The sequence below is a fragment of the Rhodoferax sp. U2-2l genome, assembly GCF_020594515.1.
In the GTDB taxonomy this organism is placed as follows: domain Bacteria; phylum Pseudomonadota; class Gammaproteobacteria; order Burkholderiales; family Burkholderiaceae_C; genus Rhodoferax.
On the sequence record NZ_JAJCTH010000010.1, the window covers coordinates 46,009 to 62,017 of the forward strand.

12 protein-coding genes are annotated in these 16,009 nt (G+C 63.4%); all 12 read right to left on the bottom strand.

The genetic code is table 11. The features are described from left to right. Positions 1-25 precede the first annotated feature (25 nt). The 12 genes from LHU53_RS10485 to LHU53_RS10540 all read right to left on the bottom strand — a co-directional run bounded on the left by LHU53_RS10485 (position 26) and on the right by LHU53_RS10540 (position 15,762). Positions 26-949 (bottom strand): ABC transporter permease, encoded by a 924-nt coding sequence (locus LHU53_RS10485; protein WP_227332603.1) that lies wholly within the window; start codon positions 947-949, stop codon positions 26-28. Next, positions 946-2,007 (bottom strand): ABC transporter permease, encoded by a 1,062-nt coding sequence (locus LHU53_RS10490; protein ID WP_227332604.1) that lies wholly within the window; start codon positions 2,005-2,007, stop codon positions 946-948. Before LHU53_RS10490 ends, LHU53_RS10485 begins: the two co-directional genes overlap by 4 nt. Then, positions 2,004-3,554, bottom strand: coding sequence for an ABC transporter ATP-binding protein (locus LHU53_RS10495; protein ID WP_227332605.1), 1,551 nt, complete (start codon positions 3,552-3,554; stop codon positions 2,004-2,006). The genes LHU53_RS10490 and LHU53_RS10495 overlap by 4 nt, the downstream gene beginning before the upstream one ends. A gap of 66 nt (positions 3,555-3,620) precedes the next feature. After that, positions 3,621-4,622 (bottom strand): BMP family protein, encoded by a 1,002-nt coding sequence (locus LHU53_RS10500; RefSeq protein ID WP_227332606.1) that lies wholly within the window; start codon positions 4,620-4,622, stop codon positions 3,621-3,623. Positions 4,623-4,879: 257 nt separating this feature from the next. Continuing rightward, positions 4,880-6,139, bottom strand: a complete 1,260-nt coding sequence (locus LHU53_RS10505; RefSeq protein WP_227332607.1) for a Zn-dependent hydrolase — start codon at positions 6,137-6,139, stop codon at positions 4,880-4,882. 630 nt (positions 6,140-6,769) lie between these two features. Continuing rightward, positions 6,770-7,174 carry a FosX/FosE/FosI family fosfomycin resistance hydrolase gene (gene fosX, locus LHU53_RS10510; RefSeq protein WP_255631994.1) on the bottom strand — a complete coding sequence of 135 codons (405 nt, stop codon included), beginning with the start codon at positions 7,172-7,174 and terminating at the stop codon, positions 6,770-6,772. Between the two features lie 6 nt (positions 7,175-7,180). Then, positions 7,181-7,606 (bottom strand): DUF2442 domain-containing protein, encoded by a 426-nt coding sequence (locus LHU53_RS10515; protein WP_227332608.1) that lies wholly within the window; start codon positions 7,604-7,606, stop codon positions 7,181-7,183. After that, on the bottom strand, positions 7,593-7,841 hold the full coding sequence (locus LHU53_RS10520) for a DUF4160 domain-containing protein (RefSeq protein ID WP_227332609.1): 249 nt from the start codon (positions 7,839-7,841) through the stop codon (positions 7,593-7,595). The genes LHU53_RS10515 and LHU53_RS10520 overlap by 14 nt, the downstream gene beginning before the upstream one ends. Positions 7,842-7,893: 52 nt before the next feature. After that, a complete protein-coding gene (hydA, locus tag LHU53_RS10525; protein WP_227332610.1) occupies positions 7,894-9,336 on the bottom strand; it encodes a dihydropyrimidinase in 1,443 nt (480 codons plus the stop codon). 233 nt (positions 9,337-9,569) lie between these two features. Next, a complete protein-coding gene (gene preA / locus LHU53_RS10530; protein ID WP_227332611.1) occupies positions 9,570-10,877 on the bottom strand; it encodes an NAD-dependent dihydropyrimidine dehydrogenase subunit PreA in 1,308 nt (435 codons plus the stop codon). 160 nt (positions 10,878-11,037) lie between these two features. Next, entirely contained in the window at positions 11,038-12,393 is a 1,356-nt protein-coding gene (locus tag LHU53_RS10535) for an NAD(P)-dependent oxidoreductase (RefSeq protein WP_227332612.1), read from the bottom strand. A 282-nt stretch (positions 12,394-12,675) separates the two neighbouring features. Continuing rightward, complete coding sequence (locus LHU53_RS10540; protein WP_227332613.1) at positions 12,676-15,762, bottom strand: EAL domain-containing protein; 3,087 nt, start codon at positions 15,760-15,762, stop codon at positions 12,676-12,678. Between the last annotated feature and the right edge of the window lie 247 nt (positions 15,763-16,009).

Genomic DNA, 16,009 nt, shown 5'->3' on the forward strand with positions numbered 1-16,009 from the left:
AACACCATCTGCTGGCCGGAGGCGGTCAGCGCTCACCCTTGCGGTACGGCTTCATCAACGCCTGCGGGTAGCTGGCCTTGCGCGCCACCAGAATCAGCGCCACGATGGACAAGATGTAGGGCAGCATCAGGTACAACTGGTAGGGCAACACCGCCTCATTCATCTGCTGCAGCCGTAGTTGCAGCGCATCAAAAAACGCAAACAGCAGCGCCCCCAGCAGCGCCTTCCCCGGTCGCCACGAGGCAAACACCACCAGCGCCACACAGATCCAGCCGCGCCCGTTGACCATGTTGAAAAAGAAGGCGTTGAACGCCGACAGTGTCAAAAACGACCCGGCCACACCCATCAGCGCCGAGCCCGCCACTATTGAGCCCGTGCGCACCCGCGCCACCGACACACCCTGGCCTTCGGCTGCCTGCGGGTTTTCGCCCACCATGCGCACCGCCAGGCCGACCGGCGTTTTGAACAGCACATAGGTGATGAGTGGCACCGCCAGCAGCGCCAGCAAAGTCATGGCGGTCTGCTGGGCCAGGATGGGAACGGGCAGCCAGCTCATCTCGGCAAACGGGGTGATGGTGGGGGGTGTGGTCACTTTCGGAAAACTCACCCGGTAGCCGTAATAACTGAGCGCCGTGGCCAGCAGGGTGATGCCCAACCCGGACACATGTTGTGACAGCGCCAGCCCAACGGTCAAAAAGGCGTGCAACAGGCCCAGCACCGCGCCAGTCAGCGCCGCCACCGCCACACCGGCCCACAAGGGTGCGCCGCCGTACACCGCCAGCCAGCCGGTGAACGCCCCGGCGACCATGATGCCTTCAATGCCCAGGTTCAACACCCCGGCGCGCTCACACAGCAGCACGCCGAGCGTGCCCAAAACCAGCGGCGTGGCAATGCGCAGCACCGCGACCCAGAAGGCGGGGTTGGTGAGGATGTCGAGGAATTCAGTCATTTCCACCGCACCCGGTACTGCGTCAGCAGCGTGGCCACCAGCACCGCAATCAGCGAGGTGGCCACAATCACATCGGCGATGTAGGTCGGCACGCCGACGATGCGGCTCATGCTGTCGGCGCCCACCAGCACCCCGGCCACAAACACACTGCCCAGCACCACACCCAGCGGGTGCAACCCGGCCAGCATGGCGATCACGATGCCGCTGTAGCCGTAACCGGGCGACATGTCCAGCGTCAGGTAACTGGTGCGCCCGGCCACCTCGATGGCACCCGCCAACCCGGCCAGCCCACCCGAGAGCAGCGCCACCAGCACCACGGTCCGCGTGACCGACACCCCGGCAAACGCGGCAGCGCGCGCGTTGGCCCCGACAGCGCGGATGTCAAAACCCGGCACCGTGTATTTCATCAGCGCCCAGATGGCGAGTGCCAGCGCCAGACCCCACAGCAGGCCGGTGTGCACGCGGGTTTGCGGGATCAGTTTGGCCAGCTCCAGCTCAGGCAGCAGCGCCACACTTTGCGGCCAGCCCAAAGCGGTGGGGTCTTTCATCGGGCCGTCCAGCATCATCGAGACAAACAGCAGCACGATAAAGTTCAGCAGCAACGTGGTCACCACCTCGTCCACACCGAGCTTGGCTTTCAAGAGGGCCGGACCCAAGAGTAGGGTGGCCCCGGCCAGTGCCGCCGCCAGCATCATCAACACAAACAACAGCGCCGGTGGCAAATCAAAGCCGGTGCCGCCATGCAGACCACCCACCGCCACCGCCGCCAGTGCCCCCACATACAACTGGCCCTCGGCCCCAATATTGAACAGCCGCGCCTTGAACGCCACCGCCGCCGCCAGCCCGGTGAGCATCAGCGGGATGGCGCGGGTCAGCGTCTCGGACAACGCAAACACCGAGCCGAAACCGCCTTGGAATAACAGCCCATACGTCTGGCCGACCGGTGCACCAGCCCACAACACCAGCAGTGCGCTGATCAATAAGGTAAAAACCACCGCCCCCAGCGGTGCCAGCGCCAGCGCGGCGGGGGAGCTGTGGCTGCGTTTTTCGAGCCTCATGAACGCACCTCGGCCACACCCGCCATGGCCAAGCCGATGGCTTCGCGGGTCCAATCCAGCGCGGGCCGGGCGGCGGTCATCTCGCCGGCGTGCATCACCGCCACCCGGTCGCCCAGGGTCAGCACCTCGTCCAGGTCGTCCGAGATCACCAGCACGGCGGCACCGGCATCGCGCGCGGCGATGAGTTGCGACTGCACATAGGCCACTGCGCCAATGTCCAGCCCCCAGGTCGGCTGGTGCGCAATGATCAGGCGCGGCGGGGTGCCTTCTACTTTTGAATGTGTAGCTTCTGATCTAGGATTCATAAGGGCCCGGCCCAGAATCAGCTTCTGCATGTTGCCGCCCGACAAGGCGCGTGCCGCCACCAGCGGGCCGCCGCCGCGCACGTCAAAGGCGTCGATCACCTGTTTGGCAAACGCATGGGCACTGGCGCGGCGCACCCAGCCCCAGCGTGAGAAGGTCGGGCTGCGCAGCCGTTCGGAGGCAGCGTTTTCCCACACCGGCAGGTCACCCACCACACCCACGGCGTGGCGGTCTTCAGGGATTCGGGCCACGCCCAAGGCCACCAGCTCGGCCGGGTGCGGCGGCAGCGGCTGGCCCAGAAACGTGACGCTGCCCGAGGTGGCGGCGCGGGTGCCGCATAACAACTCGGCCAAGGCCACCTGGCCGTTGCCAGACACCCCGGCGATGGCCACGATCTCGCCCGCGCGCAAGTCGAGCGACACGTTGACCAGCCGCTCCCGCCCCGGCGCGGTGCTGACTTGGTTGAGCACACACACTGCGCCACCCACCGCCTGGGCCGGGCGGCGCACCGGTGCGTCAATCGCGTGGCCTACCATCCACTGCGCCAGCTGGGCTTGTGTGGTGCCTTGGGCCGGAGCCTCAGCCACCAGTTGGCCGCCGCGCAACACCGCCACCCGGTCAGAGACGCGCAGCACCTCACCGAGCTTGTGGCTGATAAAAATGATCGACAAGCCCTGCGCCACCATTTGGGCCAGCACCTCGAACAGGCTTTCAGATTCCTGCGGCGTCAGCACCGCCGTGGGCTCATCCAGAATCAGGATGCGCGCGCCCCGGTACAGCGCCTTCAGAACCTCCACACGCTGGCGCTCGCCCACCGACAGGTGGCCCACTTTGGCTTTGGCGTCCACCGTCAGGCCAAACTGCAGCGCCACCGCGGTGAGTTTGTCGATGGCCTCGGCATGGCGGGTGAAGGGTTGCCACAGCGGCTCAGAGCCCATCATGATGTTGTCAAGCACGCTCAGGTTGTCGGCCAGCGTGAAGTGCTGGTGCACCATGCCAATGCCTGCGGCCAGCGCGGCTTTGGGGTCGCCCGGCGGCAGTAACTGGCCTCGCACACGAATCTCACCCTCGTCCGCGGTGTAGTGGCCAAACAGGATCGACACCAGCGTCGACTTGCCCGCGCCGTTCTCCCCCAGCAGCGCCAGCACCTCGCCGCGCCCAAGTTCCAGCGAGATGTTGTCATTGGCCACCAAATCGCCGAAACGTTTGGTGATGTGGGAGAGGGTGAGGACGGGTTGGGGCATGCGCGTCAAACCAAGGCTCCCGGATCAGGTCCGGGAAAACCGCTTGATCATCGTCTTGATTGCCAATTACTTGGCGGTGGACTTGGGCTGGCTGTCGTCTACCTTGACGCTGAACTTGCCCGCCACGATGTCGGCCTCTTTGGCCCGGACCTTGGCCACCACGTCGGCGGGCACTTTTTTCTCAAACGTGCCCAGCGGGGCCAGTGACGAGCCCTTGTGCTTCATCATCGAATACTGGCCGTAGTCCTCGGCGGTGAACTTGCCGTCTTTGACCAGCTTGATGGCACGGTCAGCCGACGGCTCAAAGTGCCACAGGGCCGAGGCCACCACCGTGTCAGGGTACTGCGCCTGGGTGTTGATCACGTTGCCAATCGCCAGCTTGCCTTTTTCCTTGGCGGCATCTGACACGCCAAAACGCTCGGCGTACATCACGTCGGCGCCCTTGTCGATCATGGCGAAGGCGGCTTCCTTGGCTTTGGGCGGGTCAAACCAGCTGTTGATGAAACTCACGCTGAATTCCACCTTGGGGTTGACCTCTTTGGCGCCCATCATGAAGGCGTTCATCAGGCGGTTGACTTCGGGGATGGGAAAACCGCCGACCATGCCGATCTTGTTGCTCTTGGTCATGCCGCCCGCCACCATGCCGGAAAGGTACGCGGGCTCCTGGATGTAGTTGTCAAACACGCTGAAATTGGGTGCCACCGGTTTGCCACTGGACCCCATCAGGAACGAGACCTTGGGAAAGTCTTTGGCCACCTTGCGCGCGGCCGTTTCCACACCAAACACTTCGCCCACGATCAGCTGGCTGCCACCGGTGGCGTATTCGCGCATGACGCGCTCGTAGTCGGCGTTGCTGACGTTCTCGGACGCTTTGTACTCGATCTCGCCCCGGGCTTCGGCCGCTTTGAGCGCCTGGTGCAGGCGGCCGGCCCATTGCTGCTCAAACGGCACGGTGTAGATGCCAGCTACCTTGAGCTTGGCCTGGGCGAAAGTCAGGCCAGGGGTCAGGGCGACCAAAGTGGCAGCCAGGATGAGGGATTGACGGCGGGAAAACGGTTTCAACGACATGGGTTTCTCCAGGTTAAGAACACTGCAAAATAAAGAGCTATGGCTGTCAATGAGGTCGGCGTTGGCGCCTTATTTTGACCTTGTATTTACAAGCAGAATATGTGCCATTCTGCAAAGCATCAAGCGGGGTTTTTCATTCAACACCGCTTTGGCATCCTGTTGGTCACCACCCTCGAGTTCGAGTTGGTCGGGCGCCAGGATGTTGCGCAAGGCCAGCGTCTTTGTCACGAACCGTTGCCAGCTGGCCGAACATGCTGTCAGCCCGCCACCCCGGCCCGCTCCAGCATGGCGTGCAGCAGCACATTGCAGCCAGCGGCGATGTGTTCGGGCGTGGCGGATTCGATCTCGTTGTGGCTGATGCCGTTCAGGCAGGGGATGAAGATCATGCCGGTGGGGGCGAGTTTGGCCATGTAGACCGCATCGTGCCCGGCGCCGCTGACCACCGGCATGTTGGAATACCCCAGCTTGGCCGCTGCGCGTGCCACGGCACCCTTGCAGTCGTCATGAAAAACCTGCGCCGGGTAGCTCGACACCAGTTCAATCTTCACGTCCAGCCCGGTTTGGGTGCTGAGACTGACCGCAAAGGCTTTGACCTCGTCAGCCATGGTGTCCACCAGTGCATCAGAAGCGTTGCGCAGGTCGATGCTGAATTTGACCCGCCCCGGGATCACGTTGCGGCTGTTCGGGAACACCTGCACCATGCCCACCGTGCCGCGCCCGTGCGGTGCGTGGCGCAAAGCCGTGGCCACCACCTCCTGCATGATGTGCGTGGCGACCTGCATCGCGTCGCGGCGCAATGCCATCGGCGTGGGGCCGGCGTGGGCTTCCATGCCGGTCACGGTGCAGTCAAACCAGCGGATGCCCAGCACGCCTTGCACCACACCAATCGTGACATCGTTGTCTTCGAGCACCGGGCCTTGTTCGATGTGGGTCTCAAAAAACGCGCCGATCGGGTGGTCGCCAGGCTCCTGATCACCGATGTAGCCGATGCGTGCCAGCTCCTCACCCACCGATTTGCCATCGATGTCTTTGGCAGCATAGGCGTGTTCCAGCGTGAAGGCTTTGGCAAACACGCCCGAACCCATCATCACCGGCACAAAACGCGAGCCTTCCTCGTTGGTCCAGAAGCTGACCTCCATCGGCGCTTCGGTCTCGATCCCGTGGTCGTTGAGCGTGCGCAAAACCTCCAGGCCGGCGAGCACACCGTAGTTGCCATCGAACTTGCCACCGGTGGGCTGGGTGTCGATGTGGCTGCCGGTGACGATGGGTGGCAGGGCGTTGTTGCGGCCCGGGCGGCGCATGAAGCCGTTGCCGATTTTGTCGATGGTGACGGTCAGACCGGCTTCTCTGGCCCACTTGGTGACGAGGTCGCGGCCCTGTTTGTCCAGGTCGGTCAATGTCAATCTGCAAACGCCGCCTTTTTCAGTCGCGCCGATTTTGGCGAGTTCCATCAGGCTGTCCCAGAGGCGCTGGCTGTTGATGCGCAGGGTGGAGAGGTCGGTTGCTGTGGTGGTCATGTCATCTTCCTTGGTGAATGGGTTGTCATCTGTTGCAAGTGGTGTGCCTGCATTTCGCTTGGTTCTGCTGGCGTGGGCGGGTCGGCTGGCTGCCGCTGGCCGGGTTTCGCCCCGGCGGGCGAGTTACTTTCTTTTGCTTCGCCAAATGAAAGTAACCAAAGAAAAGGCGAGCCGACGTCCGGGCCGCTGCGCGGTGCCTTGCGCTGCTCACGTCAGGCGGGGTCTGGCTAAACTCGCTTCGCTCAAACAACGCCAGCCCTGATCCGCCTGCCGCTGCGCTGCTCAGCCCGGCCTCAACGGCGGGGAGAGTTACGGCACTTTGCTTCGCTCGTGCCAGGCTGCGTGTTGCTGTAGCGGAATTGGGGTCAGAGCCCAATTCGGGGTGGGAAACTTGCCTGGTCCAACAGGTTTTGCCCCGAATTGGGCTCTGACCCCAATTTTGCGGTGTCACGCCAAAACGATGGTCTTGGCTTTGGTTTTTACTGTTGGTGAGCCAACACCGCCCGTTGTCGCCGGAGAGGCAATGGCCGGGGGCCGATTTCTGGGCCTTTGACAGTATGAGGCCCCCGGCCGTGCCCTCTCCGGCAGGCACGCGGCCTGCGCGCGGGAAACTATGGTTCGCCGAGTAGCTCATTCTGAATACCGCTGCAGCCGTTGCGCCAGCGTACCCGTATGAAGTTCAAAGAGGTGGTTGTCGAAGTCGTAAAAGTACAGAGACTGACCTTCACCTTCCACACGCGGACGCGGTGGTTTGATGTCAACGCCCAGGTGACGGAGTCGCTTCTCGAATTCAGACAGGGCTCCATCGGGCACCTTGAAGGCCAGATGTGAGTAGGTTTTCTGGTCAGGGGCATCGCCTTGCATGGCCGCTATCCAGGTGCCGCCAACCAGGAAGAACATTTCATGGGAGACAGAAAAGTTCTTTTTTGCGCTGTTGTACACCTCCTGGCCACCCAGTCCCTCACACAGCAACCTGGCCATTCGTTCCAGATCCCGGACGACGAAGGTGACATGGCTGATGCCTTCAATGTTCATTTGATGTCAGGCGATATCTGCCGGTTTGGCTTTGCGCGGCCGCCCACCCAGGCGTCCATTGGCGCGAGCGGCGTTGGACTTGGCTTCGGTGCTGGCCTTGCCGCCGCGCTGACCCATGCGGGCGGCCATCCAATTTTTGGAGCCGAGAAATCCTTCCAGCAGCCCGGGGATGTCGATGTCTGCATCCAGCTTCGGAAAGTGCACGCCCAGGCCGGACGGGCTGATCTGGGCATCCACCAGATCAGATGGGCGGGCATGCTCAAGTCCTTGCGCATCACGCGGTGAAAACGTCACATCCAGGCCTGTGCTCAGCGAAATCACGACGCGCGCAATGCGCCGGTCGTAGCGCACTGCCACCACTGCCGGGAAAGCGGCCTGTTTGGCTAGGCCGCGCTGGTTGGCGGCTTCAAAAACGGCATCAGTCAAATCCATGAATCATCCTCCAGGCGTTACAAAGCGGCACCAAATGGTCTTGCAGTGCGCCAGCAATACGGCTCAGCTCCTTTTGAGAGAAGCCGTAGTTCTCACGCAATTCAACGGGCCCTTGGGGGCAACCCAGATTGAACACCGCCTCACACCCATTGCCCTGCACGTGTACATGGGCGGGGCAATGGTCGTTGGGATAGACCACCACGCGTAAACCGAAGATCATCAAAACCGTCGGCATTCTCTCATAAACCTAAACAGCTTGGGTTTATTTTGTGGCTACAGATCAAGGTTCAGCGCTTCACCGCCCCCACCGCCATCACATCCGCCCTCAACTTACTCGCCGTGAAATTCGCATTGAACGCCGGGCGTTTGATGTACCGCCCCACACCACGCTCGGCGCGCAGGTCGCCCTGCACAAACACCAGCTTGCCCTGACTCAGCGTGTGGCTGGGGATGCCGCGCACGGTGCGGCCTTCGAAGATGTTGAAGTCGTTTTTGCTGAAATGCGTTTTGGCGGACAAGGTTTTGGTGCCCGCCGGGTCCCAGACCACCAGGTCAGCGTCGGCGCCTACGGCCACGCAGCCTTTTTGCGGGTACAGGTTGAACAGCTTGGCGGTGTTGGCCGAGGTGATGGCGACAAATTCAGACGGCGTCAGGCGGCCGGTATTGACGCCTTCGTCCCAGATCACCGCCAAACGTTCTTCCACGCCGCCGCAGCCGTTGGGGATCTTGGCAAAGTTATCCAAGCCTGCGGCTTTTTGTGACGCGCAGAAGGTGCAGTGGTCGGTGGCGGTGGTGTGCAAGTTGCCGCTTTGCAGACCGCGCCACAGCGCTTCCTGATGGGCTTTGGGTCGGAACGGCGGGCTCATCACGTGGGCGGCGGCCTTTGCAAAGTCGGGGTCGCGGTACACGCTGTCGTCTATGGCCAGGTGCCCGGCCAGCACCTCGCCATAGACGCGCTGGCCGCGGGCGCGGGCGCGGGCAATGGCGTCGGCGGCTTCGATGCACGACACGTGTACGATGTAGATCGGCACGTTCAGCACGTCAGCGATGGCAATGGCGCGGTTGGCGGCTTCACCTTCCACCACCGGTGGGCGCGACAGCGGGTGGCCTTCGGGACCGGTGATGCCACGGTCCAGCACCTGCTGTTGCAGCAAAAACACCAGTTCACCGTTTTCGGCATGCACGGTGGGCATGGCACCGAGTTCGAGCGCCCGGCTGAAGCTGTTGACCAGCGTTTCGTCGTCACACATGATGGCGTTTTTGTAGGCCATGAAGTGTTTGAAGCTGTTCACGCCTTCTTGCTGCACCAGCGTGCCCATGTCGCGCTTGACGGATTCGTCCCACCAGGTCACTGCCACGTGAAAGCCGTAGTCGGCAGCAGATTTTTCGGCCCAGCCGCGCCAGGTTTGGTAAGCCTCCATCAACGACTGTTTGGGGTTGGGGATGACAAAGTCGATGATGCTGGTGGTGCCACCGGCCAGGCCAGCTGCCGTGCCGGTGAAAAAGTCGTCCATGGTGGTGGTGCCCATGAACGGCAGCTGCATGTGGGTGTGTGGGTCGATGCCGCCGGGCATCACATACTGGCCACCTGCGTCGACAACTGTTGCGCCCGCCGGGGCTTGGAGGTCAGGGCCGACCGCGATGATTTGGCCGTCTTGCGTCAAGACGTCGGCTTGGAAGGCGTGGTCGGCGTTGACCACCGTGCCGCCGCGGATCAGGATACTGCTCATCGGTTACTCCTCTGTCTATGAATGGCTGTTTGCTCTGTCGTGTTCAGGGCGTTGAGGTGAAAAAACCGTTTGTGATGCTCGCGCATTCACAGCGCTTACCCGCAGCCGACATGCAGTGTCTGACTCCGCAGATGTCCCCCGGCTGGGCGCAAGCGCCCAGCCTCCTCCTTGATTCTGCTGCGTCAGACACCGCATGCCAGCTGCTAGTCGCCGTCAACATGTCGTTCATCGTCCTACGCCGCCACCCGAGCCGGGTTGTTGGGGTGCGTGGTCCAGTCGGCGTGTTCGCTGCTGACCACTTTGCCGGTGCGCAAATCAATTTCGCCGGGTGCCAAGGTGCGCAGGGTGATGCAGTCTGGCACCGGGCAGACCAGGGTGCACAGGTTGCAGCCGACACATTCGTCTTCCTTGACCTCGAAGTGGCGTTTGCCGTCTTTCTCGAAGGTGATGGCCTGGTGGCTGGTGTCTTCGCAGGCGATGTGGCAGCGGCCGCATTCAATGCAGCTGTCCTGATTGATGACGGCCTTGCTGATGTGGTTCAGGTTCAGGTGCTTCCAGTCGGTCACCGTGGGAACGGCGCGCCCTTTGAAGTCGTCAATGCTGGTGAAACCCATCTCGTCCATGTAGTTGGACAGGCCGTCAATCATCTCCTGAACGATCTTGAAGCCGTAGACCATGGCGGCGGTGCAGACCTGTACGTTGCCCGCGCCCAGGGCGATGTAGTCCACCGCGTCGCGCCAGGTGGTGACACCGCCAATGCCCGAGATCGGCAAACCAGCGGTGAGTGGGTCGCGCGCAATTTCAGCCACCATGTTGAGTGCAATCGGTTTGACTGCCGGGCCGCAGTAACCACCGTGCGAACCTTTGCCGCCGGTGCTGGGCACCATGGTCAGGCTGTAGGGGTCCACACCCATGATCGAATTGATGGTGTTGATGAGTGACACCGCGTCGGCACCGCCGTGTTTGGCGGCGCGGGCGGGCAGGCGGATGTCGGTGATGTTGGGCGTGAGCTTCACAATCACCGGCAGCTTGCAGTACTGCTTGCACCAGTGGGTCACCATCTGGATGTATTCGGGCACCTGGCCCACCGCCGCGCCCATGCCGCGTTCACTCATGCCGTGGGGGCAGCCAAAGTTCAGCTCAATGCCGTCGCAGCCGGTGGCCTCCACGCGCGGCAGGATGGCGCGCCAGGCGTCCTCGTTGCACGGCACCATGATCGACACCACCACCGCACGGTCCGGCCAGAGGCGCTTGATCTCGGTGATTTCCTGGAGGTTCAGCGCCAGGTCGCGGTCGGTGATCAGCTCGATGTTGTTGAAGCCGGTCAGGCGCCGGTCGGGCGTGAGCAGGCCGCCGTAGCGCGGGCCGTTCACGTTGACGATGGGCGGGCCGTCCTCGCCTAGCGTTTTCCAGACCACGCCGCCCCAGCCGGCCTCAAAAGCGCGGTTGACGTTGTAGGCCTTGTCGGTGGGCGGGGCGGAGGCCAGCCAGAACGGGTTGGGGCTTTGGATGCCGATGAAGTGGGTTGTCAAATTGGCCATGGTGTGCTTTTGAGTTCTTGAGAGGCTTCGATAGTCAACGGGTGTTGCGGTCTGTGATGCCGAACGGGGTCCGGCAGCCATCGATTCGCGGCCATGGATGGCGGGTCGCGCCCGCCGTGACAGCCAAGGGAGTGTGCTGGACGAGCGGCAACATGGCGACTTAGGCCGTCAACCGGACGTGAATCGCCTGCGCCGACAACTTGCCGTGCTGCACCGCTTCCACCGTCAAATCCAGTCCACCGGCGCGGCAGTCGCCACCGGCCCACACCCCAGGCTGGTTGGTTTGGCCGTTGGCATCGGTCGCGATACGACCACCCTGCAATTCAAAACCGGCCTGCGCCAGCAGCGGGTTGCCCAGCGTCTGGCCAATGGCCTTGAGCACCATGTCGGCTTCCAGCACCAGCGTCTCGCCGGTCGGCACCAGCTTGCCGTCGGCCATTTTTTGCCGGGCAAAGCGCACGCCACCCACGCATGGGGGCTTCAAACTGTTGGGCAGTACCGCCACCGGTGCCAGCCAGTGGTGAATGACCACCCCGTTGGTCATCGCCCATTCCTGTTCGGCCTGGGAGGCGCTCATTGCCTCGGGGCCGCGCCGGTAGACCATGTGCACGTCTTGCGCGCCCAACAGTTTGGCCTGTACGGCAGCGTCCACGGCGGTCATGCCGCCGCCGATCACCACCACTTGGCGGCCCACGGGCAGGGTCGATAAATCGTCAGACTGGCGCAGCTGGGCGATGAAGTCCACCGCATCTTGCACGCCGTAAAGCGCTTCGCCGGGCACGCCAAGCTGGTGCGTGTTGGGCAGCCCCATGCCCAGAAACAGGGCGTCGAAGTCGCGCCGCAGTGCGTCGAGCTGCGCCAGGCCGTCGAGCCGCCAACTGTGCCGAAGCTCAATACCGCCGATGGACAACAACCACTGCACCTCGGCCTGGGCAAAGTTGTTGGGGGTTTTGTAGCTGGCCAGGCCGTATTCGTTCAGACCGCCGGCCTTGGGCTTGGCGTCAAACACCACCACGCTGTGGCCCAGTTTGGCCAGCGTGTGCGCGCAGGCCAGCCCGGCCGGGCCGGCGCCGACGATGGCGATTTTTTTGCCAGTGGGCGCGGCGCGGCTGAAGAGCTGCGGCTGGGCGCTCTCCATCAACGCATCGACCGCGTGGCGCTGCAGGCGGCCAATCGCCACTGGCTTGCCCTCTTGGGTGGTGCGCACACACACGGCTTCGCACAGGTTCTCGGTGGGGCAGACGCGGGCGCACATGCCGCCCAGCGGGTTGGCTTCCAGAATGGCACGCGCGGCGCCACGCAGGTTGTCGTTGCTGATGCGTTGGATGAACGATGGCACGTCAATCTGCGTCGGGCAGGCGTTGGCGCACGGGGCGTCATAACAGTACAGGCAGCGCTCGGCTTCCAGCACGGCTTGTGCATGGGTCAGACGCGGCGTGGCGTCGGCAAAACGCTTGGCGTATTCAGCAGCGTCGAGCCGACCGGGACGCAGATCAGGGGCAAGGGACAAGGACACGCGGGCAACTCCTTTTGGGTAAATCTGACCGTTTGGTCAAGTTCAAATTCATGCTAGCAAGCCACGTGCCACGCTGTCTCTAGGGGTTAACGTGAAAGATGTGGGCTGTTCTTCGGTGACACCCAACCGCATGCGCCTAACCCAGTCGCCCTGCTGTGCGTGGATGCAGTCCATGTCAGCCCAACACGTTGATTGGCACACCGCAAGCGCACAGGGCTAAAAAAAATGGTGTTTAAACGCCCTGATCTGAAAAGGGCGGATAGCTATCGGTTCAAGAGCAAACTAAAGCACCGAATCCACCGGCGCAGCCCACACCGGATTGGCTTGCCAGCGCGCCGCCCAGGCCATCACCTCGCCTGCGGGCATGGGGCGGGCGATGCCGTAGCCTTGGCCCAGTTCGCAGCCCAGTTGCAGCAGGCGCTGGCCGTGGGCGGCGGTCTCCACACCCTCGGCAATCACCTCGCGGCGGAAGGCGCCCGCCAGGCCGATGATGCCCTGCAAAATGGCCAGGTCGTCGGCGTCCACCAGCATGTCGCGCACAAAACTCTGGTCGATTTTGAGCACTGCCACCGGCAGGCGCTTGAGGTAGGTGAGTGACGAATACCCGGTGCCAAAGTCGTCCAGCGCAAAGCGCACGCCCATGTCGCTGCAGTCCTGGATCACCCGTGACACGCCCTGAATGTCCTCCAGCGCGCTGGTTTCCAGCACCTCGATCTCCAGCTGACCCGGGGGCACGGTGGGCTGCGCCACCAGCAGCGCACGCAGCCGCGCGACAAAGTTGGGCTGCTGCAACTGGCGCGCCCCCACGTTGACGCTGACCGGCAGGACCAGCCCGGCGGCCCGCCACTGGGCCATCTGTGCCAGCGCGCTGGCCAGCACCCATTCACCCACGTCCACCGCCAGCGGGTGGCCTTCAACGGCGGGCAAAAAGCACGCCGGGGCCAGCAGGCCCTGTTGCGGGTGCTGCCAGCGGATCAAGGCCTCCACGCCGATCAGTGCGCCGCTGCGCATGTTGACCTTGGGCTGGTAAAACAGCACAAACTCACGCCGCGCCAGCGCCTGGCGGATGTTGGCCAGGGTTTCGTGCTGGTCACGCGCCTGGCGGTCTTGCGCGTCGTCAAAAAAGTGGTAGCGGTTCTTGCCCGCGAGCTTGGCCTGGTACATGGCCTGGTCGGCCTGGCGCAGCAGCTGGTCGGCTTCCAGATCTTCAGCCTGCGGATACAAGGTGACACCCAGGCTGGCCGAGATTTGCAGCACCAGCTCGCCGTGCTGCACCGGTTCCGAGGCCGCGTCCAGCAGGCGCTGCAGCAGCGCCATGCAGCTGTGGCTGTCTGCCAGGTCCAGCAGCACGGCGACAAATTCGTCGCCGCCGATGCGCCCCAGCGTGTCGCAGTCGCGCAGCGCGGCTTTCATGCGGGTGGCCACGGTCACCAGCAGCTGGTCACCCACCTCGTGGCCGTAGCGGTCGTTCACGGCTTTGAATCCGTCGAGGTCCAGGTACACCACCCCCAGCTGCTGCTGCTGGCGGGTGGCCAGGGCCATGGCCTGGTGCATGCGGTCGCCCAGCAGCACCCGGTTGGGCAGACCGGTGAGCACATCAAAATGGGCGATGTGCTCCAGCTCGCTCTGGTGTTGCTTGAGGGCGGTGATGTCGGAAAACAGCGCCACGTAATTGCGCGTCTTGCCCTGCGCATCGCGCACGGCGGAGATGTTGAGCATCTCGGCAAACACCTCGCCGCTCTTGCGGCGGTTCCAGACCTCGCCGTACCACTGGCCGTTGGCCAGCAGCTCGCGCCACATGTCCTTGTAAAAGCCGGGCGGGTGGCGCCCCGAGCTGAGCAGGTTGGGTGTTTTGCCCAGCACCTCGTCGCGGCTGTAGCCGGTGATGCGGGTGAAGGCGCCATTCACGTCCAGAATCACACCGCGTGCGTCGGTGATGGTGATGCCCTCGCGCGCATGGGTGAACACGCTGGCGGTCAGCAGCAGCTTGTCTTCGTCGGCGCGGCGCTCGGTGATGTCTTCGGAGATGCCCAGCAGGTATTTGGGCTGTCCATCCGCACCGCGGATGCTGACCTTGCGGGTGTGCAGCAGGCGCTGGCCCTGGTGCGCGGTCTGGATCGGTTCCTCAGGCGTTTCGACCACGCCCAGCGCTTGCAGCACCTCGCGGTCACGGGCGATGAAGTGGGCAGCCTGCTCGGGCGGGAAAAAGTCCAGGTCGCTCTTGCCCAGCAGAGCCTGGCGCTGATAACCCAGCAGCTCTTCACCCGCGCGGTTGAACAGCACGAAGCGCAGGTCTTGGGCCTCTTTCAAGAACACCATCATCGGCACGTTTTCGATGATGGCGTCGGTCAGCTCCTTGGCCTCGCCCAGGCTCTGCTGGGCCCGACGGCGCGCACTGATGTCGCGGCTCACGCCCAAAGCGCCGGTGAGCTTGCCGCTGGCATCGCGCAGGTCGGTGATGGTGGCCTCGGTCCAGACGGTGCCGCCGTCTTTGCACTGCTGCTCCAGCTCCAGGCGCAGACCCGGGCGGTTCCGCACCTGCATGTTCACGGCATCTTGCAAGTGCCGTTGGGCAAGTTTCAGTGAGTCTGGACACAAGGAGTCGGCCATGGTTTGCTGCATCATCTCTGTGGCGCTGAAGCCAAGCAGCTTTTCCACCGAGGGGCTGACGTAGCTGAAGCGGCCGTCAGGCGTGAGGGTCCAGATCACGTCAGAGACGTTGTCGGCCAACATGCGGTGACGCCACTCACTGTCGCGCAGGGCCTGTACGGTTTGCAGCGCCTGCGCCTGGCTGGACAGGATCTTGCCGATCAACACCGTGATCAGCGGGAAGGTGAGCAGCATCGGCAGCGCCACGTTGTGCAGCGTGTCACGCGCGGCTTGTTCCGGCAAGGTGACGGTCAGCAGCGGCCAGGTGGCATGCACACACAGCCCCAGCGTGAGCAGGCCCCGGGTGGTGATGGGTTGGGCGCGGCGCTGCCAGCGCTGGCGCCAGTACAGGCCCCACATGGCTGACAACACAATCGTCAACATGCCCATCAAAACGCCCGCACCACCCACATGCAGCCGGTAGGGCAGTGACACGGCCGCCGAGACCAGCGCCGCCAGCGGCCCGAAATACAGGGCGCATACGCTGATCATGACCGAGCGGCCATCAAAGATCAGCCCTGGCCCGAGCACCATCGGGCGGTACATGCCAATCACCGCGGCCAGACCAAACAGCAGGCCCTGCATCACGGCCTCACGCGTGGTGCTGTCCTCTCGCTGGCGGATGAAGCCCGAGATCAGGGTCAACGCCACCAGGATGGCGATGTTGAAGACCAGCTCGATGGCGGCAGATATCACAACGACCTTTAAAAATGGGTGCAAGCCAGGCGCTCAGTTTGCCCGGTCCTGCCAAGTGTTCTCAGACGGGCATCTTATCCCGCACGGGGGCCGGCGGGCGCGTTGCAACCGGGATGCGCGGGTGGCGCGCGCTGGCCAGCGAGGTGATGGCGTTCGCATCGGTCAGGCAGATCAAAAACTGCGTTGGCGTCTGTGCTGGCTGTTTACAGCCTGGGCACATGCCTCTACCATGCGCGTCCACCGGGCCGGTTGGTGCCCGAACAAGGAGTAT